The sequence below is a fragment of the Streptomyces sp. NPDC031064 genome (genome assembly GCF_055570965.1).
This window is the reverse complement of sequence record NZ_JBVIGF010000007.1, coordinates 304,332-327,817: the sequence shown is the minus strand read 5'-3', so window position 1 is coordinate 327,817 and position 23,486 is coordinate 304,332. Positions and strand designations below refer to the sequence as shown.

The 23,486-nt window shown below is 73.0% G+C and carries 22 protein-coding genes and 1 tRNA gene; 14 read left to right on the top strand and 9 right to left on the bottom strand.

Annotated elements, in window-relative coordinates; genetic code table 11:
- The first annotated feature begins 36 nt into the window (after positions 1-36).
- Entirely contained in the window at positions 37-1,503 is a 1,467-nt protein-coding gene (locus tag ACZ46W_RS25845) for an amino acid permease (RefSeq protein ID WP_468341885.1), read from the top strand.
- An 81-nt stretch (positions 1,504-1,584) separates the two neighbouring features.
- Here the strand turns inward: ACZ46W_RS25845 and ACZ46W_RS25840 are convergent, their stop codons facing one another.
- Positions 1,585-1,716, bottom strand: a complete 132-nt coding sequence (locus tag ACZ46W_RS25840) for a hypothetical protein (protein ID WP_468341882.1) — start codon at positions 1,714-1,716, stop codon at positions 1,585-1,587.
- Between the two features lie 245 nt (positions 1,717-1,961).
- Between ACZ46W_RS25840 and ACZ46W_RS25835 the strand changes: the two genes are divergently transcribed.
- Both ACZ46W_RS25835 and ACZ46W_RS25830 read left to right on the top strand, forming a co-directional pair.
- The gene (locus ACZ46W_RS25835; RefSeq protein ID WP_468341879.1) at positions 1,962-3,047 is read left to right on the top strand and encodes an S-(hydroxymethyl)mycothiol dehydrogenase; all 1,086 of its coding nucleotides are present in this window, start codon (positions 1,962-1,964) and stop codon (positions 3,045-3,047) included.
- Entirely contained in the window at positions 3,047-3,676 is a 630-nt protein-coding gene (locus tag ACZ46W_RS25830) for an MBL fold metallo-hydrolase (RefSeq protein ID WP_468341876.1), read from the top strand. Before ACZ46W_RS25835 ends, ACZ46W_RS25830 begins: the two co-directional genes overlap by 1 nt.
- Here the strand turns inward: ACZ46W_RS25830 and ACZ46W_RS25825 are convergent.
- The gene (locus tag ACZ46W_RS25825; RefSeq protein ID WP_468341873.1) at positions 3,660-4,589 is read right to left on the bottom strand and encodes an RluA family pseudouridine synthase; all 930 of its coding nucleotides are present in this window, start codon (positions 4,587-4,589) and stop codon (positions 3,660-3,662) included. The genes ACZ46W_RS25830 and ACZ46W_RS25825 overlap by 17 nt on opposite strands.
- A 156-nt stretch (positions 4,590-4,745) precedes the next feature.
- Positions 4,746-6,188: a xylulokinase gene (gene xylB, locus ACZ46W_RS25820; RefSeq protein ID WP_468341870.1), complete on the bottom strand. Its 1,443-nt coding sequence runs from the start codon at positions 6,186-6,188 to the stop codon at positions 4,746-4,748.
- Between the two features lie 115 nt (positions 6,189-6,303).
- Here xylB and xylA point away from each other — a divergent pair, with 115 nt between their 5' ends.
- Positions 6,304-7,473 (top strand): xylose isomerase, encoded by a 1,170-nt coding sequence (xylA, locus tag ACZ46W_RS25815; protein WP_468341867.1) that lies wholly within the window; start codon positions 6,304-6,306, stop codon positions 7,471-7,473.
- A 300-nt stretch (positions 7,474-7,773) separates the two neighbouring features.
- Here xylA and ACZ46W_RS25810 read toward each other — a convergent pair whose 3' ends face one another.
- Positions 7,774-9,012 (bottom strand): ROK family protein, encoded by a 1,239-nt coding sequence (locus ACZ46W_RS25810; protein WP_468341864.1) that lies wholly within the window; start codon positions 9,010-9,012, stop codon positions 7,774-7,776.
- A gap of 78 nt (positions 9,013-9,090) precedes the next feature.
- Positions 9,091-9,175 (bottom strand) — tRNA-Leu (locus tag ACZ46W_RS25805).
- A gap of 142 nt (positions 9,176-9,317) precedes the next feature.
- On the opposite strand from ACZ46W_RS25805, the gene ACZ46W_RS25800 reads away from it, so the two are divergent.
- The 3 genes from ACZ46W_RS25800 to ACZ46W_RS25790 all read left to right on the top strand — a co-directional run bounded on the left by ACZ46W_RS25800 (position 9,318) and on the right by ACZ46W_RS25790 (position 12,053).
- Positions 9,318-10,649, top strand: coding sequence for a M20/M25/M40 family metallo-hydrolase (locus ACZ46W_RS25800; protein ID WP_468341862.1), 1,332 nt, complete (start codon positions 9,318-9,320; stop codon positions 10,647-10,649).
- Between the two features lie 203 nt (positions 10,650-10,852).
- On the top strand, positions 10,853-11,086 hold the full coding sequence (locus ACZ46W_RS25795; RefSeq protein ID WP_468341859.1) for a chaplin: 234 nt from the start codon (positions 10,853-10,855) through the stop codon (positions 11,084-11,086).
- 139 nt (positions 11,087-11,225) lie between these two features.
- Positions 11,226-12,053, top strand: a complete 828-nt coding sequence (locus ACZ46W_RS25790; protein WP_468341856.1) for a chaplin — start codon at positions 11,226-11,228, stop codon at positions 12,051-12,053.
- An 88-nt stretch (positions 12,054-12,141) separates the two neighbouring features.
- On the opposite strand, the gene ACZ46W_RS25785 is transcribed toward ACZ46W_RS25790, so the two are convergent.
- Complete coding sequence (locus ACZ46W_RS25785) at positions 12,142-12,330, bottom strand: DUF5703 family protein (RefSeq protein ID WP_005319466.1); 189 nt, start codon at positions 12,328-12,330, stop codon at positions 12,142-12,144.
- 47 nt (positions 12,331-12,377) lie between these two features.
- On the opposite strand from ACZ46W_RS25785, the gene ACZ46W_RS25780 reads away from it, so the two are divergent.
- A complete protein-coding gene (locus ACZ46W_RS25780) occupies positions 12,378-13,037 on the top strand; it encodes a hypothetical protein (RefSeq protein ID WP_468341853.1) in 660 nt (219 codons plus the stop codon).
- A 158-nt stretch (positions 13,038-13,195) separates the two neighbouring features.
- Here ACZ46W_RS25780 and ACZ46W_RS25775 read toward each other — a convergent pair whose 3' ends face one another.
- Both ACZ46W_RS25775 and ACZ46W_RS25770 read right to left on the bottom strand, forming a co-directional pair.
- Complete coding sequence (locus ACZ46W_RS25775) at positions 13,196-15,409, bottom strand: helix-hairpin-helix domain-containing protein (RefSeq protein WP_468341850.1); 2,214 nt, start codon at positions 15,407-15,409, stop codon at positions 13,196-13,198.
- Complete coding sequence (locus tag ACZ46W_RS25770) at positions 15,406-16,389, bottom strand: aldo/keto reductase (protein WP_468341847.1); 984 nt, start codon at positions 16,387-16,389, stop codon at positions 15,406-15,408. The genes ACZ46W_RS25775 and ACZ46W_RS25770 overlap by 4 nt, the downstream gene beginning before the upstream one ends.
- Before the next feature lie 154 nt (positions 16,390-16,543).
- Between ACZ46W_RS25770 and ACZ46W_RS25765 the strand changes: the two genes are divergently transcribed.
- Positions 16,544-17,596 carry an LLM class F420-dependent oxidoreductase gene (locus ACZ46W_RS25765; RefSeq protein WP_468341844.1) on the top strand — a complete coding sequence of 351 codons (1,053 nt, stop codon included), beginning with the start codon at positions 16,544-16,546 and terminating at the stop codon, positions 17,594-17,596.
- A 256-nt stretch (positions 17,597-17,852) separates the two neighbouring features.
- Entirely contained in the window at positions 17,853-18,638 is a 786-nt protein-coding gene (locus ACZ46W_RS25760) for a ferritin-like domain-containing protein (protein ID WP_468342352.1), read from the top strand.
- Between the two features lie 14 nt (positions 18,639-18,652).
- On the opposite strand, the gene ACZ46W_RS25755 is transcribed toward ACZ46W_RS25760, so the two are convergent.
- A complete protein-coding gene (locus tag ACZ46W_RS25755) occupies positions 18,653-19,681 on the bottom strand; it encodes a magnesium and cobalt transport protein CorA (RefSeq protein ID WP_468342350.1) in 1,029 nt (342 codons plus the stop codon).
- A gap of 53 nt (positions 19,682-19,734) precedes the next feature.
- Between ACZ46W_RS25755 and ACZ46W_RS25750 the strand changes: the two genes are divergently transcribed.
- The 4 genes from ACZ46W_RS25750 to mshC all read left to right on the top strand — a co-directional run bounded on the left by ACZ46W_RS25750 (position 19,735) and on the right by mshC (position 23,336).
- Positions 19,735-20,421 carry a histidine phosphatase family protein gene (locus ACZ46W_RS25750; RefSeq protein WP_468341841.1) on the top strand — a complete coding sequence of 229 codons (687 nt, stop codon included), beginning with the start codon at positions 19,735-19,737 and terminating at the stop codon, positions 20,419-20,421.
- 64 nt (positions 20,422-20,485) lie between these two features.
- Entirely contained in the window at positions 20,486-21,076 is a 591-nt protein-coding gene (locus ACZ46W_RS25745) for a DUF3090 domain-containing protein (protein ID WP_084897554.1), read from the top strand.
- Positions 21,040-21,867, top strand: coding sequence for an SCO1664 family protein (locus ACZ46W_RS25740; RefSeq protein ID WP_468341838.1), 828 nt, complete (start codon positions 21,040-21,042; stop codon positions 21,865-21,867). The genes ACZ46W_RS25745 and ACZ46W_RS25740 overlap by 37 nt, the downstream gene beginning before the upstream one ends.
- Positions 21,868-22,106: 239 nt before the next feature.
- Entirely contained in the window at positions 22,107-23,336 is a 1,230-nt protein-coding gene (gene mshC / locus ACZ46W_RS25735) for a cysteine--1-D-myo-inosityl 2-amino-2-deoxy-alpha-D-glucopyranoside ligase (protein WP_468341835.1), read from the top strand.
- Positions 23,337-23,486: the final 150 nt, after the last annotated feature.

The following is a 23,486-nucleotide window of genomic DNA, read 5'->3' as shown; positions in this document are numbered from 1 at the left end:
AATACCGCACGACCCCCTCACAAAGGCGACTTCTAGATGAGTGACCGCACCATGCCTGCGGCCGACACCCTGAGCCCCGGTACCCCGGCGGCGACGGGCGCCCCCCACATCGACGCCGGTGACGCCGGTTACAGCAAGGACCTCAAGTCCCGCCACATCAACATGATCGCCATCGGCGGCGCGATCGGCACGGGCCTCTTCCTCGGTGCCGGTGGCCGCCTGGCGGGCGCGGGCCCCTCCCTCGCGATCGCGTACGCCGTCTGCGGCGTCTTCGCGTTCTTCGTCGTCCGGGCCCTCGGTGAGCTGGTGCTCTACCGGCCCTCCTCCGGCGCCTTCGTCTCCTACGCCCGTGAGTTCATGGGCGAGAAGGGCGCCTACACGGCCGGCTGGCTGTACTTCCTCAACTGGTCGACCACGGCCGTCGCCGACATCACCGCGGCCGCGACCTACGCCCACTTCTGGGCCATGTTCAGCGACGTCCCGCAGTGGATCCTCGCCCTGATCGCCCTCGCCGTCGTCCTCACCGCGAACCTGATCTCGGTGAAGTACTTCGGTGAGATGGAGTTCTGGTTCGCGATCATCAAGGTCGCCGCGCTGGTGATCTTCATGTGCGTCGGAATCTTCCTCGTCGTCACCCAGCATGAGGTCGGCGGCCACACCCCGGGCCTGCACACCATCACGGACAACGGCGGCATCTTCCCGATGGGCATGCTGCCGATGCTGATGGTCGTCCAGGGCGTCGTCTTCGCCTACGCCTCCGTCGAGCTGTGCGGCGTCGCCGCCGGTGAGACCAAGAACCCCGAGAAGATCATGCCCAAGGCGATCAACTCGATCATGTGGCGCGTGGGCCTCTTCTACGTCGGTTCGGTCGTCCTGCTCGCGCTGCTGCTGCCGTACACGTCCTTCTCCGGCGACCAGAGCCCGTTCGTCACCGTCTTCGACAAGCTCGGCATCCCGGGCACGGCCGGCATCATGAACCTGGTCGTCCTCACCGCCGCCCTGTCCAGCCTGAACTCCGGTCTGTACTCCACCGGCCGCATCCTGCGCTCGATGGCCATGGCGGGCTCCGCCCCCAAGTTCACCGCCCGCATGAACAAGGGCCAGGTCCCCTACGGCGGCATCCTGCTCACCGCCGCCTTCGGTGTCCTGGGCGTCGGCCTGAACTACGTGATGCCGGGCGAGGCCTTCGAGATCGTGCTGAACCTCGCCTCCATCGGCATCCTCGGCACCTGGGGCATGATCATGCTCTGCTCGCTGCTGTTCTGGTCGCGCTCCAAGGACGGCCGGGTCACGCGCCCGTCCTACCGACTGCCCTGGGCCCCGTACACGCAGATCGTGACGCTGGTCTTCCTCGCCACCGTCCTGTTCCTGATGTGGTACGGCGGAGGCATCGGCCGGACGACCGTGAACCTCGTCCCGGTCATCGCGCTCCTGCTCGTCGGCGGCTGGTTCGCCGTCCGCAAGCGCGTCAAGGTGCTGGCCGCCTCGCAGCCGCAGGACTGACGCCCCGCGTCGAGCCCGGGTGAGCCCCCGTCGGACACGGTCCGGCGGGGGCTCACCGCGTTTGCTCGCGCGGCCCGGCGGTCAGGAGCCACCGGCCGCCGCGGTGATGCCCAGCCGTTGCCGCACGGGGTGCAGACCGTCCGCGACGAGCCCGGGCCTCCTCCAGCCGAACTCCAGGTCACACGGCTTGTCGTCCAGCCGGCGCAAGGCCACGGAAACCGGCTCGCCCTTCAGCCGGACCGCCCCGTACCAGCCTCACCTCGACGGACGACGCGGCGCAGCCGGAGACCGAGACAGCGCCGTCCCGCTCGATGACGGAGGCCTCCCTCGACGCCCTCGGCCTCGTGGACGACCCGCTGTGCGGTTGGTCGTCCTGTCCGGCCGGAATATGCCCCCGGTGTGCCGTCCCGCCCGGAATAGTGGTGCCGGACAACCGTACGACGAAGGGAAGAGCCGCGATGGCGCAGCAGGTCCGAGGGGTCGTCGCCCCGGGGAAGAACGAGCCCGTGCGGGTGGAGACGATCCTCGTTCCCGACCCCGGCCCCGGTGAGGCCGTCGTGAAGGTCCAGGCGTGCGGGGTCTGCCACACCGACCTGCACTACAAGCAGGGCGGCATCAACGACGACTTCCCGTTCCTGCTCGGCCACGAGGCCGCCGGTGTGGTCGAATCGGTCGGTGAGGGCGTCACCGACGTGGCGCCCGGTGACTTCGTGATCCTCAACTGGCGCGCGGTGTGCGGGAAGTGCCGGGCGTGCCGGCGCGGCAGGCCCTGGTACTGCTTCGACACGCACAACGCCCGGCAGAGGATGACGCTCACGGACGGTACGGAGCTGTCGCCGGCCCTCGGTATCGGGGCCTTCGCCGAGAAGACGCTGGTCGCCGCCGGCCAGTGCACCAAGGTCGACCCATCCGTGGCCCCGGCCGTCGCCGGTCTGCTCGGCTGCGGCGTGATGGCCGGCATCGGCGCGGCGATCAATACCGGCCAGGTCGGCCGGGGCGACTCGGTCGCCGTCATCGGCTGCGGCGGCGTCGGTGACGCGGCCATCGTGGGCTCCCGCCTCGCGGGCGCCGCGCGGATCATCGCCGTCGACATCGACGACCGGAAGCTGGACACCGCCCGGTCGATGGGCGCCACCCACACCGTCAACTCCCGTACCACCGACCCCGTCGAGGCCATCCGCGAGCTGACCGACGGGTTCGGCGCCGACGTCGTCATCGAGGCGGTCGGCCGCCCCGAGACCTACCGGCAGGCGTTCTACGCCCGCGACCTCGCCGGCACGGTCGTCCTCGTCGGCGTACCGACGCCCGACATGAAGCTGGAGCTCCCGCTGATCGACGTCTTCGGGCGCGGCGGCGCCCTCAAGTCGTCCTGGTACGGGGACTGCCTGCCCTCCCGCGACTTCCCGATGCTCATCGACCTGCACCAGCAGGGCCGCATCGACCTGGGCGCCTTCGTCACCGAGACGATCGGCCTCGGCGACGTCGAGAAGGCCTTCGCGCGCATGCACGAGGGCGACGTCCTCCGCTCGGTGGTGGTCTTCTGATGACCGCGCGCATCGAGCACCTCGTCACCTCCGGCACCTTCTCGCTGGACGGCGGCACCTGGGACGTCGACAACAACGTGTGGATCGTCGGGGACGGCGCGGAGGCGATCGTCATCGACGCCGCGCACGACGCCGACGCCATCCTGGCCGCCCTCGACGGCCGTACGCTGCGGGCCGTCGTCTGCACCCACGCCCACAACGACCACATCGACGCGGCCCCCGCGCTCGCCGCCGCCACCGGCGCCCGCGTCCTGCTCCACCCCGACGACCTGCCGCTGTGGAAGCGGACGCACCCCGACCACCACCCGGACGGTGAGCTGGCCGACGGCCAGATCCTCACCATCGCGGGCACCGACCTCACCGTCCTGCACACCCCGGGCCACGCGCCCGGCGCGGTCTGCCTGTACGCGCCCGAGCTGGGCACCGTCTTCACCGGCGACACGCTCTTCGCCGGCGGCCCGGGTGCCACCGGACGGTCCTTCTCCCACTTCCCGACGATCATCGACTCGATCCGCGACCGGCTGCTCAGCCTGCCGCCGGACACCGTCGTCCGCACCGGGCACGGCGACACCACCACCATCGGGACCGAGGCCCCGCACCTTCAGGAGTGGATCACGCGGGGCCACTGAGCGTCAGCCGGCTGGTGAACCGCATCGGGGCGCCCGTGAGCGGGTCGGTGAACTCCAGCGCCCGCGCCAGCAGGCGCAGCGGACGCGTGTAGTCCTCCGGCCCGTCCTCCTGGACGACCGGGTACAGCGGGTCGTCCAGGATCGGCACGCCCAGCCGGGCCATGTGGACCCGGAGCTGATGGGTCTGGCCGGTCGCCGGGACCAGCCGGTACCGGCCGAGCCCGGCCCGGTGCTCCAGCAGCTCGACACGGCTCTCGCTGTTCGGCTCGCCCGGCTCCTCACGGGCCGCGAGCACCCCCCGCTCCTTCACGATCCGGCTGCGTACGGTCACGGGAAGCGTCAGCGAGGGGTCGTACGCGGCCACCGCCTCGTACTCCTTGCGCACCCGCCGCTCCCGGAACAGCGTCTGGTAGGCGCCCCGGTCCTCCGGCCGTACGACGAAGAGCACCAGCCCCGCCGTCAGCCGGTCCAGCCGGTGCGCCGGCTGGAGCCCCGGCAGGTCCAGGTCGCGCCGCAGCCGCGCCAGCGCCGTCTCCGTGACGTGCCGCCCGCGCGGCGTCGTCGCCAGGAAGTGCGGCTTGTCGGCGACCACGATCCGCTCGTCGCGGTACACGATCCCCACCTCGAACGGCACCCGCTCCTCCGCCGGGAAGTCCCGGTGGAACCACACGTACCGCCCCGCCGCGTACGGCTCCTCCGCCCCGACCGGCACCCCGTCCGCCCCGACGAACCGCCCCTCGGTGAACATCGCGTCCACCCGGTCGGCTCCGATGGCCGCCGCGTACCGCCCCAGCAGATGGTCCCGAACGGTCGCCCACGCCCCGTCGGGGTCGGCGGGCAGGCGCAGTCGCACCGGATCGACACCGGCGCGCTGGGGCAGCGGGGCGGAAGGGGCTGGCGTACGGCGTCTCACTCACCCACCGTAAGCGGTCCGGTCATCTCGCCCACGCCCGGGCGGACCCTCCGCCCACCACCCGAACCCGGAACGGCCGGTCCGTCCCGCCCGCCGGCTGTCGCCGGTACGAGACCCGCACGCCCTCGCGCATGAGCCAGAACCCGTCGGTGGACCTCATCGGCCCCCCAGGGCGCTGACCGCGGGCAGGGCGGCGGCGATCCGGTCCCAGGCGGCACGGTCGCGTTCGGCGGGGGGCAGCGTCTCGCCCGTGCCGCCGCCCCAACCGGTCGCCACGGCCACCGGGTCCTCGCCGGTCGCGGCGCCCACGGCCAGGGCGGCGGCGCCGAGGGCGACCAGTTCGGCGGTACGGGGGAGGACGACGGGCCGCCCGGAGAGGCGGCGTACGGTCTCGACCCACGTACGCCCCCGGGCGCCGCCTCCGATCAGCCGCAGCGGCACGTCGTCCCGCGTGCCCGGCAGCGCTTCGAGGGCGCGGAGGACGGTGAACGCGGCGCCCTCGTAGGCGGCCCCGAGGAGCTGCTGGGGTGTGGTGGCGTGGCGCAGGCCGGTGAGCAGCCCGGAGGCGCCCGGGAGGTCGGGGGTGCGTTCGCCGTCGAGGTACGGCAGGAGGACGGCCTCGCCGCCGGGCGTGGCGTCCTCGCGGTCGAGGCCCAGCAGCGCGGCCACCTTGTCCACTGCCTGGGTGCAGTTGAGGGTGCAGCCGAGCGGGAGGTAGGTGCCGTCGGTGGCCGCGAAACCGGCGAGGGCGGCCGTGGCGGGCCGGGTGCGGGTGGCCGCGAAGACCGTGCCGGAGGTGCCCAGGGAGACCACCGGGTGGCCCAGCAGGCCCTGCCCGCCCAGCCCGAGGCCGACGGCGGCGGCCATGTTGTCGCCGGTGCCCGCGGCGACGGCGATGCCCTCCGGCAGGCCCAGCTCCTCCGCCGCCGACGCGGTCAGCGAGCCGACGCGGGTGGCGCCGGTCGGGGCGACGGGCGGCAGGAGCGCGGCGTCCAGCCCGAGCAGGTCGAGCAATCCGTGGTCGTACGCGCCGGTCGCGGTGTCGTACCAGCAGGTGCCGGACGCGTCGCCCGGGTCGGTGGCGGCCGTCCCGCTCAGCCGCTCGGTCAGGAAGTCGTGGGGGAGGCGCACGGCGGCCGCGGCTTCGGCGGTGCGCGGCTCGTGCTCGCGCAGCCACTGCCACTTGGCGGCCGTCATCGACGCCACGGGTACGGAACCGGTGCGGGCCAGCCAGCCGTCGGCGCCCAGTCGCGCGGTGAGGGCGGCGGCCTGGGGGGCGGAGCGGGTGTCGTTCCACAGCAGGGCGGGGCGCAGCGGGCGGCCGGTGGCGTCCAGGGCGACCAGGCCGTGCTGCTGGCCGGCGACCGCGATGCCGGTGACCGTGCGGGCGTCGACGCCCTCCAGGGCCTGGGCGACCGCCCCGGCGAGCGCCCGCCACCACTGCTCGGGGTCGCTCTCGCGGGCACCGGCCGCGCCGCTCACCGTGTGCGGGGCCCGGCCCATGGCCAGGACCCGTCCGGAGGCGGCGTCGACGACGAGCGCCTTGGTGGACTGGGTGGAACTGTCCACGCCGATGACGGCCGGGGACGACGACGGCATCGCGTACCTCTCTGGGGGTCTTGGCTCTCGGGGTCTTGGCTCTCGGGGTCTTGGCCGGCGGGCCTCCGTAGCGTATTAGTAATGTGAGAAAACAAATAGACCTGGAGGCCCGGACATGTCGGAACGCTTCATCCCCACTCCCGAGGACAAGTTCACGTTCGGGCTGTGGACCGTGGGCTGGCAGGGCACCGACCCCTTCGGCACCGCGACCCGCCCCGCCCTCGACCCCGTCGAGTCCGTCGAGCGCCTGGCCGCCCTCGGCGCGTACGGCGTGACCTTCCACGACGACGACCTGATCCCCTTCGGGTCCTCCGACGCCGAACGGGAGGCCGTGGTCAAGCGGTTCCGGGCCGCCTTGGACCGCACCGGCATGAAGGTGCCCATGGCCACCACCAACCTCTTCACGCACCCCGTCTTCAAGGACGGCGCCTTCACCGCCAACGATCGCGACGTCCGCCGCTACGCGCTGCGCAAGACGATCCGCAACATCGACCTGGCGGTCGAGCTCGGCGCGGAGGTGTACGTGGCCTGGGGCGGCCGCGAGGGCGCGGAGTCGGGCGCCGCGAAGGACGTCGGAGCGGCCCTGGACCGCATGAAGGAGGCCTTCGACCTGCTCGGCCAGTACGTCGCCGAGCAGGGCTACGACCTGCGCTTCGCCATCGAGCCCAAGCCCAACGAGCCGCGCGGCGACATCCTCCTGCCCACCATCGGCCACGCCCTCGCCTTCATCGAGCGCCTGGAACGCCCGGAACTCGTCGGCGTCAACCCGGAGGTCGGCCACGAGCAGATGGCCGGCCTCAACTTCCCGCACGGCATCGCCCAGGCCCTGTGGGCGGGCAAGCTCTTCCACATCGACCTCAACGGCCAGTCCGGCATCAAGTACGACCAGGACTTCCGCTTCGGCGCGGGTGACCTCCGCCAGGCGTTCTGGCTGGTCGACCTGCTGGAGAGCGCCGGCTACGACGGCCCGCGCCACTTCGACTTCAAGCCCGTCCGCACCGACGGCGCCGAGGGCGTCTGGGAGTCCGCGAAGAACTGCATGCGCAACTACCTGATCCTCAAGGAGCGCGCCGCCGCCTTCCGCGCCGACCCCGAGGTCCGAGCAGCCCTCACGGCCTCCCGCCTCCCCGACCTCGCCCGGCCCACGGCCGAGGACGGCCTCGCCTCCCTGCTCGCGGACCCCTCCGCGTACGAGACCTTCGACCCGGCCGCGGCGGCGGCGCGCTCCATGGCCTTCGAGCGCCTCGACCAGCTCGCCCTCGAACACCTCCTGGCCACCCGCTGACACTGCACGGCGGAGCCGGCCGTTGCGTGGCGGGGCGTGGCCCCTCCGGGCTCACCTCCTCGAGGCCGGCGGCCTTGGGTACGCCGAGTCGGGAACCCTCCCAACGCCGCCAACCTCTGCGGGGGCGACCCTGCACGGCCCCACCCCGGTCGTATGCCGGGTGCGGGCCGGTGGGATTCTCGCCACGTGAGGGGCCGTGCGGGGCGTAGGGGGACGATCGGCGGCGGTATACGGCGACGCCGGGTGGGTGCCCCGCCGACGGCGAGGAGGCGCGAGGGCCTGGCTCGAGCGGGCCCCCGGTCACCGGTCCGCGCGCGCCGCGTACGAGGCCGGGTCGGTGATCACGTCCCGGACCACGCGCGCCGCCGCGCCCCGTGCCGCGTCGCCCGACGAGGACGAGGCCCGCAGCCGCCCGCTGCCCGCCGGCCAGAGCCCCGACACGACCCGGAGGGTCAGCTCACGGTCCGCCGCCGGGCCCAGCCATGGCATCAGCGACCGGTAGATCCCGCCCAGTACCACCGCCTCCGGGTCCAGCAGGTTCACCGCGCCGGACACCACCAGGCCCAGCATCCGGCCGGCCCGCTCCAGGGCGGCCACCGACCGGACGTCACCGGCGCGGGCGCGCCGCTCCAGCTCCACGACGCCGGGCAGGCCGGACGCCTCGTCGAGGCCCGCGCCCCGCAGCAGCGCGGCCTGACCCGCGTACTGCTCCAGGCACCCCCGCGAACCGCACCGGCACTCCGGCCCGTCCACGTCCGCGACCACGTGCCCGATCTCCCCGGCGAACCCGTGCGCCCCGCGCATCAGCTCGCCGCCGACCACGATCGCGCCGCCCACCCCGATCTCGCCCGTCAGGTACAGGAAGCTGCGCACCCGCTCCTGGCCGCCGAACCACAGCTCGGCCAGCGCGGCGGCGTTCGCCTCGTTGTCGGACCCGACCGGCAGTACCCGCCCGCCGGGCAGGAGCCCGCTCAGCGCGCGCCCGAACAGCTCTTCCGCCGCCACCCGGTTCCATCCGAGGTTCGGCGCCTGGCGCACCGTGCCGCCGGACACCAGTCCCGGCAGTGCGAGCCGGGCGCCCGCGGGGCGGAGTTCCTGGTCCTCGGCCGACCGAAGCGCTCCCGCCGCGATCCGCGCGGCCCGCTCCAGCACCTCGCCGGGCGCCGCGCCCCGGTTGTCCACGTGCTCGGTGAGCCGCACCCGATCGGTACCGGCCAGGTCGACCACGCACACGGACACGTAATCGATGTTGACCTCCACGCCCAGCCCGGCCGGACCCGTGCGCGCCACCCGCAGCGCGGTCCCCGGCCGCCCCGCCTGCCCGCTGAACGTCTTGCCCCGCTCGGTGAGGAAACCGCCCGCCAGCAACTGCTCGACCAGCGACGACACCGCCGCCCGCGTCAGCCCCACCCGGGCCGCGACCGCCGCCCGGGTCGCCTCGCCCTCGTCGTGCACGGCCCGCAGCACCAGGCTCAGGTTGTGCCGCCGCACGGTGTCCTTGTCGGCCTTGGGCTCCAGCGGACCAAGAGTGTTCTTCATGGTGCGGCCGAGCCTATGCGAAGCCGGCAACGCGGAAGCGCGGGCCCGGTCTGCCGACCGTACCCGCGCTTCTCTCTGTGTCCGAGGGGGGACTTGAACCCCCACGCCCGATAAAGGGCACTAGCACCTCAAGCTAGCGCGTCTGCCATTCCGCCACCCGGACAAGGTGTCTGTCTCGCGGCCCGTGGCCGTTCCGACGTGGAAAACCATAGCAAACATTGGGAGGGCTCGATCACGCCCCCATGCGCGCCGGGGGAGGGGGCAGGATGGGAGGACCCAGCAGCAGCTACCCGGGAGGAACCAGCGTGAGCGAGTCGAGCACGGCGCGAACCGCAACCGTCACGGGCGAGGACGAGGTCACCGACCTCTGCCGCGACCTCATCCGGATCGACACCAGCAACTACGGCGACCACTCCGGCCCGGGGGAGCGCGCGGCCGCCGAGTACGTCGCCGAGAAGCTCGCCGAGGTCGGCCTCGAACCGAAGATCATCGAGTCCCACAAGGGGCGCGCCTCCACCGTGGCGCGGATCGCGGGCGAGGACCCCTCCCGGCCGGCGCTCCTGATCCACGGGCACACCGACGTCGTCCCGGCCAACGCCGACGACTGGACGCACCACCCGTTCTCCGGCGAGATCGCGGACGGCTGCGTCTGGGGCCGCGGCGCGGTCGACATGAAGGACATGGACGCCATGACCCTCGCGGTCGTACGGGACCGGCTGCGCACCGGCCGCAAGCCCCCGCGCGACATCGTGCTGGCGTTCCTCGCGGACGAGGAGGCGGGCGGTACGTACGGCGCGCGCCACCTCGTCGACAAGCACCCCGACCTCTTCGAGGGCGTCACCGAGGCGATCGGCGAGGTCGGCGGCTTCTCCTTCACCGTCAACGAGAACCTGCGCCTCTACCTGGTGGAGACGGCCCAGAAGGGCATGCACTGGATGCGGCTCACGGTCGACGGCACGGCGGGCCACGGCTCGATGACCAACCGCGACAACGCCATCACCGAGCTGTGCGAGGCCGTGGGGCGGCTCGGCCGGCACACCTGGCCGGTCAGGGTCACCAAGACCGTGCGGTCCTTCCTCGACGAGCTGTCCGACGCGCTCGGCACCCCGCTGGACCCGGAGGACATGGACGCCACGCTCGCCAAGCTGGGCGGCATCGCCAAGATGATCGGCGCCACCCTCCGCAACTCCGCCGCCCCGACCATGCTCGGCGCCGGCTACAAGGTCAACGTCATCCCGGGGCAGGCGACCGCCCACGTGGACGGGCGCTTCCTGCCGGGGTACGAGGAGGAGTTCCTCGCCGATCTCGACCAGCTCCTCGGGCCGCGCGTCCGGCGCGAGGACGTGCACGCCGACAAGGCGCTGGAGACCAGCTTCGACGGGGACCTGGTGGACGCCATGCAGTCCGCGCTCAAGGCGGAGGACCCGATCGCGCGTGCGGTGCCGTACATGCTCTCCGGCGGCACGGACGCCAAGTCCTTCGACGACCTCGGCATCCGCTGCTTCGGCTTCGCGCCGCTGAAGCTCCCGCCGGAGCTGGACTTCGCCGGGATGTTCCACGGCGTGGACGAGCGCGTCCCGGTGGAGGGCCTGAAGTTCGGCGTACGGGTGCTCGACCGCTTCATCGACGCGAGCTGACGCGAGTTGACGCGAGCTGAGGCGGGCTGACGCGGGCCGATTAGCTGGAATAGTCGGCTGAAACGAAACTCCAATAATCGCCCGCGTGTGCACATCTGACCGAAAAGGGTGAACGGAGTCATCGGGTCGTAGCTCGAATACCTCCCTGTCGTTACAGGTGGTGCGGTCCGCGGCTGGGACCGCATTGCCAACAAGGAGGAATAATGATCAAGAAGGTCGCCGCTGTTGCGGCCGCCACCGGTGGACTGGTCCTGGCTGGCGCGGGCATGGCCGTCGCCGATGCGGGTGCGCAGGGTGCCGCCGTGGGCTCCCCCGGTGTCATTTCGGGCAATGTGGTTCAGGTTCCCATCCACGTCCCGATCAACGTCTGCGGCAACACGGTGAACATCATCGGCCTGCTGAACCCGGCCTTCGGGAACGTCTGCGTCAACGACTGACGTTGCGCCTCGACCCCCAGGGGTCCGAGCCCGGCCGGCCCCGGAGCGCGCGCCATGCGCTCCGGGGCCGGTGGACATTCGGCCTCCCGGCGCTGTGCCCGGAGGCATTTCCGGAAGCCTAGAAGGCAGGGAACCAGCTATGCGACAGGTCACGCGAAAGGGCCTGACCATCGTGGCGGCCGCGGGCGGCGTACTCGCCCTCGGTGGCGGATTCGCCCAGGCGCACACGGGCGCCGACGCCCACGGGGCCGCGACCAATTCCCCGGGCGTCGCGTCCGGGAACAACGTCCAGGCGCCGGTCAGTGTGCCGGTGAACGCGTGCGGCAACACCGTGAACGTCGTCGGGGCACTGAACCCGTCGTTCGGGAACAAGTGCGCCAACAAGTCCAACGGCGCCAAGGCGAGCGGGGCGGCCTCGAACTCCCCGGGCGTGGCGTCCGGCAACAACGTCCAGGCGCCGGTGAACGTGCCGGTGAACGCGTGCGGCAACAGCGTCAACGTCGTCGGCGGGCTGAACCCGGCGTTCGGCAACGAGTGCGCCAACGGCCACCCGCACAAGCCCGGCAAGCCCGGACACCCCGGCAACCCCGACGAGCCGGGCAACCCGGGGAACCCGGACGAGCCCGGTAACCCCGGAAACCCGGACGAGCCGGGCAACCCCGGGAACCCGGACGAGCCCGGGAACCCGGATGAGCCCGACGAGCCGGGCAAGCCCGGGAACCCGGACGAGCCCGGTAAGCCCGGCAAGCCCGGTGAGCCCGGCAAGCCGGGGACGCCGGACAGCCCGGACGAGCCCGGTTCGCCGATCGAGCCGAACGAGCCCGGCACGCAGACCGTCACCCCGCCAAAGGCGGAGGACGAGCTCGCGCTGACCGGTGCGGCTCCGCTCGGCATGCTGATCCCGGCGGGCGCGGGCCTGCTGCTCGGAGGCACGGTTCTCTACCGTCGCACCCGGCAGTCCTCGTAGTCCCCGAACCCGCTGACAACGACGGAGCGGGCCCCACGATCGCGGGGCCCGCTCCGTTCCGCGTGCCACCCTCAGCGGGTGACGCGCCTCACCAGGTGGCGCGCACCTGACGGATGATGCGCCGGCGCAGCCGCACACGGCGGCTGCCGTCCCGGTGCAGACTCAGTCGGTCCAACTCCCAGTGTCCGTACTCGGCATGGTCGGTCAGCAGACGGGTCGCCTCCTTGCGGGACACCCCGCGAGGTACGTACACGTCGACAAATTCGTATTCCGGCATCGCATCTATTGTGCGGGCAGCGGCCCGGTACGGATAGCGTCTGCACTATGTCTGATGCTGCGCAGCCCACCGCTGCCGAGGTACGCGCCGCCGCCGAGGCGGTCAAAGCCGCACTGGACCGTCACCTGGAGGCGGTCGAGAACCGCACAGGTGATGACGACCCGGCCGTCTACGCCGCCTTCAACGCCCTCGCCACCGCGGCCGAGGCCTACGACGAGCGGCTCTACGACCGCTACGACGAGGTCACGCCGTTCGAGATCCCCGGCGTGGAGGACTCCCTCCCGCCGTACGAGGGCCCGGAGGAGCCGAACGCGCTCACCGTGCTGATCCGCCGCGACTACGCGGTGGTCGAGCCACAGCGCCTGCTGGCCCAGTCGCAGCGCATCGCGGACCTGGACCGGGAGGACGACGGCGCGGACACCGGCGCGGTGGTGGGGACCAGCGTGCACGCGGCCCTGGGCGTGCTGTTCGGCGAGTTCGAACCGGACGAGATCGCTTCGCGGCACAAGGAGTTCGGCCTGGAGGAGGGCGACTCCACTCTGTGGGTGGCCGCCGCCGACGAGCTCCCGGAACCGGGCGAGTGGCTGAGCACCCCCTTCGACCAGGCCGACCCGGGCCGGGTGATCTGCCGCTTCGACGTGAGCGCGGTCTTCGACGAGGACGAGATCCACGGCGACCCGGAGGACACCCGCCCGGACACCACCTGAGCGGCACCGTACGCGCTCCGGTCCGCCCCCGGCCGGGGCGGCTCGGGCGGACCGCCCCGGGCCCGGAAAGGCTCGGGAGACGGGCCCACTCCGTACGCGTCGCCTGGTCGGCGCCCCCCGGACGCGGCGGCCGTGGCCCCCGGGCGCCCCGGCGGCGGTCAGTCCTCCGCGTCGGTCAGGAGGCCCTCCAGCAGGGCCCGGAGACGGGTGGTGCGGGGATGGGGGAGCTTCTGCGTGACCGCGTGGGGGAGGGCCTGGTCCACACCGTGGACCACCGAGAGGTGCCGCTCGCCGCGGCCGAACGCGGTGTACACCCACGCCCGGTCCAGGGCCCCGGCCGCGTCGCCGGGGAGGACGACGACCGCCGCCGGCCAGCGCATGGCGGCCGCCTGGTGCGCGGTCAGTGCCCAGCCGTGCCGCAGCGCGGCCTCCACCCGGTCCTTCGGTACGACGACCCGCTCGCCCTCGCAGTCCAGGTGCAGGCCGTCGGCGTCCGCCGAGAGCACCGTGCCCGGCACCGTCCGGCCCGGAGCGGGGGCGTAGGCGACGCGGTCGCCCGGGTCGAAGCCGCCGAAACGACCCGGGCCCGGGTTCAGCCGCTGCTTCAGCGCCGCGTTGAGCGCCCGCGTCCCCGCCGAACCGCCATGGCCCACGGTGATCACCTGGGTCTGCTCGGCCGGCACCCCGATCGCCCGGGGCACCGAGTCCGCGACCAACTGCACCGTGCGGTGCACCGCCTCGCCCGCGTCCCGCACCGGGACGATCACGACCTCCTTGCCCGGCACCTCCACCTGGTTCAGCTCGCCGATCCCGATGCCGGAGACCAGCTCCCCGATCGGTCCGGGGTCCGGCGTGCGCGACGCGACCTGGGGGCACACCCGCGCCGCCAGGACGTCCGCGAAGACCCGCCCCGCGCCCGTCGACCACAGCACGCCCGGGTCGCCGCTGAGCACCAGACGGCACCCGTCCGGCAGCGCCTCCACCAGCATCGCGGCCGTCTCGACGTCGAGCTGCGGGGCGTCCAGCACCACCAGGAGGTCCAGCGCGAGCGCCCCGTCCTCGTCCCGTCCCGGTCCGCCCGTGCCCGCCAGCAGACCGGCGACGGTGACCACGTCCACGTCCACGTCCACGCCCGCGTCCGCGTCCGCGTCCACGCCCGCGCCGAGCCGGTGGCGGCCGTTCTCGGTGTACGTGGCGACGACCGCCCGCAGCCCGAGCCCGTGCGCGGCCCGGGCCAGGGCGACCGCCTCGGCCCGCGCCGCCTCGCCGCCCGTGTGCGCGACCAGCCCGTGCTCGGCGACCGCGCGGGTCAGCTCGGTCCGCGGGGCCGCGTCCTGCCAGCGGGCGTCGGGGCCGGTCCGGGCGAGCCGGGCCAGGCCGTCGGCGAGGCTCTCCTCCGCCAGCGCGTATCGGTCGAGGCCGATCAGCACCGGCACCGGCTCGGCGTCGTCGGCCCGCTCCTGCTCCTGCTCCTCGTCACCGGGCTCGTGCTCGTCCAGCCCGTCGTGGAAGACCAGCACCGCGCCCTCGGCGATCGCGTGCCGCACCGCCTCCTCCGGCTCGGGCACCGAACGCTCCGCCAGCGCCGCCCGCACGGCCGCGGCGTCCAGTGCCGTGTGCCCCTGGAGCGCCGCCCGCTGGAGCAGCCAGCCGATCAGGGCGACCGTCCGGCGCTCGTCCCCGGGTCCGCACTCCGGGCCGAGCAGCGCCCGCGCGAAACCGTCGGCCTGCTCGGGGCGCACCCCGGGCACCGACAGGAGCTGCCACGGGTCCTCGCGCAGCACGTCCGCCGCCGTCTCCCCGAGCACGCCGGCCACCCGCACGGCGAGCGATTCGGGCGCACCGCCCTCGCTCAGCACCGCCCGCACGGCCGCGACCGTCTCGGGTGCGGCCGCCCGCGCGGGCGGGACGGGCTCGGCGGCCACCGCCGGCCGCGCCGGTGCGACGGGCTCGGGAGCGGGCCGGCGCGGCGCGGGCGCGGGGGAGTCGAAGAACGCCGTGCCGGACGCCTTGCCGCTCTCCACCGCCCGTACCGCCGCCAGCAGGTCGGCGGCCTTGCCGCTGAGCTTGGCGCCCGCCTCGATGGGGCCGCCCTTCTCCGCCTTGCGCTGCTCGATCCGCGCCCGCAGCTCCCGCTGCGCCGCCAGCTCCGCCGCCGCCTCGGACGGCCCATCGTCGTCGGCGCCCTCCGGCGTCGCGGCCACCGCGTCCGTGCCCTCATCGGCCGGGGCCTCCGCCTCCTCGGGCGCCGGGACGGCAGCGGGACCGTCCGGCTCCGCACCCTCCGGGGCGGCGGGTCCGGCGGCGGATGCGGCGTCGTCCTGGTCGTCGGCCGAGGGGCCGGGGGTTGCCCCCCGGGGAAGCGCGGTCACAGCGTGCTCCAGTCCTGATCGGGATAGCGGTGCACGGGCGCCGACACATCGTCGAGCGCCCGGCGGATCTCGTCAGGAAGACTAAGGGTCTCCACTGACAACGCCGCCGCGAGCTGCTGCGCGTTGCGCGCGCCGACCACCGGCGCGACCACGCCCGGCCGGTCCCGCACCCACGCCAGCGCCACCTGGAGCGGCGTGGCGGCCAGCCCGTCCGCCGCCGTGATCACCGCGTCGACGATCCGGGTCGCCGCCTCGTCCAGGTACGGCTCCACGAACGGCGCCAGCCGGTCGGACGCGCCCCGCGAGTCGGACGGCGTGGCGTGCCGGTACTTGCCCGTCAGCACCCCTCGGCCCAGTGGCGAGGAGGGCAGCAGCCCGACGCCCAGGTCCAGCGCGGCGGGCAGCACCTCCCGCTCCACGCCGCGCTGGAGCAGCGAGTACTCCATCTGCGTGCTGGCCAGCCGCGCCCGCACCCCTCCGGGTGCGAGCTGCCACGTCGCGGCCTTCGCCAACTGCCAGCCGCAGAAGTTCGACACGCCCACGTACCGCGCCCGGCCGCTGCTGACCGCGATGTCCAGGGCCTGGAGCGTCTCCTCCAGTGGCGTCTCCGGATCGAAGGCGTGCACCTGCCACAGGTCCACGTAGTCCGTGCCGAGCCGCGCCAGCGACGCGTCCAGCGACGCCAGCAGGTGTCCGCGCGACCCGTCGAACCGCCGGTCCGGGTCCGGGACGCTGCCGGCCTTCGTCGCGATGACCAGGTCGCGTCGCGGGACCAGCCGCTCCACGAGCTGCCCGAGCAGGTACTCGGCCTCGCCGCCGCCGTACACGTCCGCCGTGTCCACCAGCGTCCCGCCCGCCTCCCAGAACGCCTTGAGCTGGTCCGCCGCGTCGTGCTCGCCGGTGTCCCGCCCCCAGGTGAGGGTGCCGAGGCCGATCCGGGACACACGCAGGCCGGTACGGCCGAGATGCCTCTGCTCCATGGCCGCGAGATTACTGGCCAGAGGCCCACGCGCAGAGAGCCTGTGGACAACCTCGTGCACGTGCGGGCCCTGACGGGACCGGGGCATGCGCGCTAGAGTCCGGACGCAGATCGTTACTGATCAGTAAATGAGTCGACGAGTAAGGGGACCGGCTATGCGGCTCGGCATCAACCTCGGCTACTGGGGCGCGGGCATGGACGGCGACAACCTCGCCGTCGCCCAGGAGGCGGACCGCCTCGGCTACGACGTCTGCTGGGCCGCCGAGGCGTACGGCTCCGACGCCCCCACCGTCCTCGCCTGGGTCGCCGCCCAGACCGAGAACATCGACGTCGGCTCCGCCATCATGCAGATCCCGGCCCGCCAGCCCGCCATGACGGCGATGACGGCGGCCACCCTCGACTCGCTCTCCGGTGGCCGCTTCCGCCTCGGCCTCGGCGTCTCGGGCCCGCAGGTCTCCGAGGGCTGGTACGGCGTCAAGTTCGACAAGCCGCTCTCCCGCACCCGCGAGTACGTCGAGATCGTGCGCAAGGCCATGGCCCGCGAGCGCCTGACCCACGAGGGCGAGCACTGGACCCTCCCGCTCCCCGGCGGCCCCGGCAAGCCGATCAAGCTGACCGTCCACCCGCAGCGCGAGCACATCCCGCTCTACATCGCGGCGATCGGCCCCAAGAACCTGGAGCAGACCGGCGAGATCGCCGACGGCGCCCTGCTGATCTTCCCGTCCGCCGAGCACCTGGAGGAGACCGCGATCCGGCACCTCCGCGCGGGCCGCGAGAAGGCCGGCCTGACCATGGAGGGCTTCGACGTCTGCCCGACCCTCCCGCTCGCCATCGGCGACGACATCAACGGGCTCGCCGACATGTTCCGTCCGTACACCGCGCTGTACGTCGGCGGCATGGGCAGCCGCAAGCAGAACTTCTACAACCAGCTCGCCCAGCGCATGGGGTACGAGAAGGAAGCCGCCGAGATCCAGGAGAAGTACCTCTCCGGCGACAAGACCGGCGCGGCCGCCGCCGTCCCGCACAAGCTGATCGACCAGACGACGCTGCTCGGTTCCGTGGAACGGATCGCCGACCGGATGCGGGCCTACGCGGCGGCCGGCGTCACCACCCTCACGCTCGCCCCGGCCGGCTTCACGCTGGACGAGCGGATCGCGGCGCTGCGGGCGGGCACCGAGGCCCTGGAGCGGGCCAACCTGGTCGACTAGGGGGCAAGCCTGCGGCCGTGGTGGGGGCTCGGGGTCATCCCCGCCACGGCCGTCACGCTGCACAACGCTCCACGCCCCTCCCCGGTTACTGCCCAACCGCCCCCGGGCGCGCGGAAACCGCTGTTCCCCTCCCCGTGCTCCCGGCGCTCCCCCGTCCGGCGGAGTCCGGCGGCCGAGCTGTTGCCACCCCACCCGCGCGGCATTTGACTCGTTCTTTGCGGATGTGCGCACAGACGCGCGTATGGAGGTGGCATTGATGCTGTCGGCCCGGAACCTGTTCCAGGAGATCATCGACGACGATGACTCCTACCAGTTGTTCTGTTCCATCGCGGCGAGCGGGGAGGCCCAGGGAGGCTGGGAGAACGCCCGTATCGCCGCTCTCCTCCCGGAGAGCATGCGGGAGCTCGCCCCCAAGGTCACCCGGCACGGTGCCGACGAGGACAAGCACGGCCGGATCTTCAACGCCCTGCTCAAGAAGCGCGGCCTGGAACCGGTCCCCGTCCCGCCCGAGACCGACTACACGATGCTGCTGGAACAGCGCGGCATCGGCCTGACCCACGACAAACTGCGCCGGGACGAGCGGCTCACCGAGGAGGACGTCCTCGTCTACCTCTCGCACAGCCGGGTCACCGAACAGCGCGCCGCCGACCAGATGGACATGCTGGTCAAGTACTTCGGCGACCACCCCGAGGTCGGCAAGGCCATCCGGATGATCTGCAACGACGAGGACAACCACCTCGCGTACTGCCACGAGGAGCTGCTGGGCCTCGCGTACGCCGGGCACGGCCGCGCCATCCAGCGCACCCTGCGCGAGTGCGCCCTCGCCGAGATCGCCGTCTACCGCGACGTCAGCCTCGCCGTCATGGACCACATGGGCCGCATCCTGAAGTGGCCGTACGCCAAGCGGACCGCCCTGGCGATCGGCATCCGCGGGATGTACGCGTACGAAAGGGCCGGCGGGTGGCGGCGCATGGTGTCCCTCACCATGCCGGAGCGGCGCAACGCCCTGGGCGGACCGGCCGAGCCCGCCCCGGCGTTCTGAACGGCCTCGGTCACCTACAGCCAGCCCCGGCGCTTGAACAGCCGGTACAGGCCGATGACCGCCACGGCCATCAGGACGATCACGGCCGGGTAGCCCCACACCTGGTGGAGCTCCCACATGTGGTCGAAGTTCATGCCGTACACGCCCGCGACCATCGTCGGCACCGCGGCCATCGCCGCCCACGCCGAGATTTTCCGCATGTCGTCGTTCTGCCGCACCCCCATCTGGGCGAGATGGGCCGACAGGATGTCGGAAAGCAGCCGGTCCAGCCCTTCCACCTGCTCCGTGGCACGGGTCAGATGGTCGCTGACGTCCCGGAAGAAGGGCTGGGCGTGCTCGTTGACGAACGGGACCCCGGCGCCCGCGAGCCGGGACATCGGCGCGGCCAGCGGACCGGTCGCCCGGCGGAACTCCAGCACCTGGCGCTTGAACATGTAGATCCGTGACGCGATCGGGGGTCCGGGGGTCGCCCCCCGGAAAAGCACCGTCTTGGCGTCGCCGCCCGTCGGCTGGAAGACCTCCGTCTCCATCTCCTCCAGGTCCACCTGGAGCTCGCCCGCCACCTCGATGTAGTGGTCCACGACGGCGTCGCTGATCGCGTACAGCACCGACGTCGGCCCGTGCCTGAGCACCTCCGGCTCGGCCTCCAGCCGCTTGCGCACGGCCGCCAGCGGAGCGCCCTCGCCGTGCCGGACGGTCACCACGAAGGAGTCGCCCATGAACACCATCAGCTCGCCGGTGGTGACGGTGTCGCTCTCCGGCTCGTACAGGACCGGCTTGAGGACCATGAAGAGCGAGTCGTCGTAGACCTCCAGCTTCGGCCGCTGGTGCGCCTTGAGGGCGTCCTCCACGGCGAGCGGGTGCAGCCCGAACTCTTCCGACACATGGGCGAACTCGTCCTCCGTGGGCTCGTGCAGCCCGATCCACAGGAACGCGTCACCGCCCCACTCCCGTGCCTGGTCCAGGGCGTCGGAGAAGTCGGAAGGGCCCTCACTGCGGTGCCCGTCCCGGTAAATGGCGCAGTCGACGATCACGGCGCGTATTCTTCCCCCGCCCCGGGCACCTCGCACCCATGGAGCCGCCTAGGCTGGCAGGCATGGCCACGTTGATCCTCGTACGGCACGGACGCTCGACCGCCAACACCGCCGGCGTACTCGCGGGCTGGACGCCCGGCGTCGCCCTCGACGAGCGCGGTGCCGCGCAGGCCGCCGCGCTGCCCGGCCGGCTGGCCGGAGTGCCGCTCGCGGCCGTCGTCACCAGCCCGCTCCAGCGGTGCCTGGAGACCCTCCAGCCGCTCCTGGACGCCCGCCCCGGCCTGCCGCTCCACTCCGACGAGCGGATCGGCGAGTGCCGCTACGGCGACTGGTCCGGGCGCAAGCTCGCCGAGCTCGCCGACGAGCCGCTGATGGAGGTCGTCCAGCGGCACGCGTCCAACGCCGCCTTCCCCGGCGGCGAGTCGATGCGCGCCATGCAGGCGCGTGCCGTCGAGGCCGTACGCGAGTGGAACGCGCGCGTGGAGGCGGAAAACGGGGAGGACGCGGTCTATCTGATGTGTTCGCACGGCGACATCATCAAGTCCCTCGTGGCCGACGCCCTCGGCATGCATCTCGATCTGTTCCAGCGGATCCATGTGGATCCTTGTTCCGTGACGGCGATCCGTTACACCCGACTCAGGCCGTCTCTTCTCCGGCTCGGCGACACCGGCGACTTCGGCGGGCTGCTCCCGCGTGAGGAGCCCGGCGGCGAGGCCGCGGAGGTGGGCGGCGGCGCGGGAGCACCGTGATCGATTCGCACAGTAGGGTGGACGGGCCGCAGCGCCGTCCGAACTGAAGCAAGGGAGAGGGAACGTGTCCCGTCAGGTATTCCTCTATGACCCACCGGAGCGCTTCGTGGCCGGCACGGTCGGGCTGCCTGGCCGCCGTACGTTCTTCCTCCAGGCCTCCGCCGGAGGCCGGGTCACCAGCGTCGCCCTGGAGAAGACCCAGGTGGCCGCGCTCGCCGAGCGGATCGACGAACTGCTCGACGAGGTGGTGCGGCGCACCGGCGGCAATGCCCCGGTGCCGGCCGTCGCGCCCTCCGACGTCACCGACACCGCGCCCCTGGACTCGCCCGTCGAGGAGGAGTTCCGGGTCGGCACGATGGCGCTGGCCTGGGACGGCGAGGAACAGCGCATGATCGTCGAGGCGCAGGCGCTCGTCGAGCTGGACGTGGAGTCCGAGGAGGACCTCGCGGAGGCCGAGGAGCGGCTGCTCCAGGACGAGGAGAACGGCCCGCCGATGCTGCGGGTCCGGCTCACCGGGGCGCAGGCGAGGGCCTTCGCCAAGCGCGCCCTCGACGTGGTGAACGCGGGGCGGCCGCCGTGCCCGCTGTGCAGCCTGCCGCTCGACCCGGAAGGACACGTATGTCCGCGCCAGAACGGATACCGCCGCGGGGCGTGACCGCGGCCGATCCGCTCGACCTGCTCGCCAAGGGTGAACTGACGGTACGCGGCCAGGTCCGCGAGGCGTCCAACGCGGTGCTGTTCTGTTCCGTCGCGTACGAAGGTCAGGAAGCCGACTGCGTCTACAAGCCCGTCGCGGGGGAGCGCCCCCTGTGGGACTTCCCCGACGGGACGCTGGCACAGCGCGAGGTCGCCGCGTACGAGGTGTCCGAGGCGACCGGCTGGGGCCTGGTCCCGCCGACCGTGCTCCGGGACGGCCCCTTCGGCCTCGGGATGGTCCAGTTGTGGATGGAGGGCGACCCGTCGGTCCCGCTGCTGGCGCTCGTGGACGACGAGGAACCGGGCGACGGCTGGAAGGCGGTCGGGTTCGCGCAGGTCGCCGAGGACCGCACCGCCCTGCTGGTGCACGCCGACGACGTACGGCTGCGGCGGCTCGCCGTGCTCGACGCGGTGATCAACAACGGTGACCGCAAGGGCGGCCACCTGCTGGCCGCGCCCGACGGACGGCTGTACGCCATCGACCACGGCGTCACCTTCAACGTGGACGACAAGCTGCGCACCCTCCTGTGGGGCTGGGCGGGCGAACCGCTCCCCGAGGAGGCCCTGGACGTCCTGGCCCGCCTGGACGCCTCCCTGGCCCCCGGCGCGCCCCTCGCCACCCGCCTGGCCGAGCTGATCACCCCCGCCGAGGTCGCGGCCGTACGCTCCCGGGTCGCCGCCCTCCGAGCCTCGGGCCGCCACCCGGAACCCTCCGGCCAGTGGCCCGCGATCCCCTGGCCCCCGGTCTGACGGAGCCCCGCACAGGTCGGCGGCCGAACCGGCCCCGCACAGGTCGCCGGCCTGACCGGTCTCGCCCATGCAGCCGGTCCGACGGGCCCCGCACACGTCGCCGGTCTGACCAGGCATCCGCGCATCCGGGCCCCGGCCCGGGACCCCGCACACGTCGGCGGCTCGCGCAAGAGGGCCTATTCGGTCATGATCCCGTATCCGGTTCGTATCCGGAACACCCGTCCGGTTACGCTCGTGGCATGCATGCCTGGCCCGCTTCTGAGGTCCCCGCCCTGCCCGGCAAGGGCCGCGACCTCCGGATCCACGACACCGCGACCGGTGGACGAGTGACCCTCGCCCCCGGCCCCGTCGCCCGTATCTACGTCTGCGGCATCACGCCGTACGACGCGACCCACATCGGTCACGCGGCGACCTACAACGCGTTCGACCTCGTTCAGCGCGTGTGGCTCGACACCAAGCGGCAGGTCCACTACGTCCAGAACGTCACCGACGTGGACGATCCGCTCCTGGAGCGGGCCGTGCGCGACGACATCGACTGGGTCGCCCTCGCCGAGAAGGAGACGGCCCTCTTCCGCGAGGACATGACCGCCCTGCGGATGCTCCCGCCGCAGCACTACATCGGCGCCGTCGAGTCGATACCCGGCATCGTGCCGCTCGTCGAGCGTCTCCGGGACGCGGGCGCCGCGTACGAACTCGAAGGCGACATCTACTTCTCCGTCGAGGCCGACCCGCACTTCGGCGAGGTCTCCCACTACGACGCCGAACTCATGCGGGCCCTGTCCGCCGAACGCGGCGGCGACCCGGACCGCCCCGGCAAGAAGAACCCGCTCGACCCCATGCTGTGGATGGCCGCCCGCGAGGGCGAGCCGAGCTGGGACGGCGGCAGCCTCGGCCCCGGCCGGCCCGGCTGGCACATCGAGTGCGTGGCCATCGCCCTGGACCACCTCGGCATGGGCTTCGACGTCCAGGGCGGCGGCTCCGACCTGGTCTTCCCGCACCACGAGATGGGTGCCTCGCACGCCCAGGCGCTGACCGGCGAGTACCCGTTCGCCAAGGCGTACGTGCACGCCGGGATGGTCGCCCTGCACGGCGAGAAGATGTCCAAGTCCAAGGGCAACCTCGTCTTCGTCTCCACGCTGCGCCGCCAGGGCGTCGACCCGGCCGCCATCCGCCTCGCCCTGCTGTCCCACCACTACCGCGCCGACTGGGAGTGGACCGACCAGGTCCTCCAGGACGCCGAGGCGCGCCTCGGCCGCTGGCGCGCCGCGGTCTCCCGCCCCGACGGGCCGTCCGCCGACGCGCTCGTCGAGGAGGTGCGCGAGGCCCTGGCCGACGACCTGGACGCCCCGGCCGCCCTCGCGGCCGTGGACCGCTGGGTCGCCCGCCAGGACGCCGAGGGCGGCACGGACGAGGGCGCGCCGGGCCTCGTCTCCCGGACCGCCGACGCCCTCCTGGGAGTGGCGCTGTAGCCCACGGCACACAGCAGCGGGGGGGGGGGGGGGGGAGGGGGGGGGGGGGGGGGGTGGGTGGTGGGTGGGGGGTGGGGGGGGGGGGGGGGGGGGGGGGAGCGGGGAGGGGGGGGGGGGGGGAGCCCTGAAGGCACTATGGGGGGGGGAGGG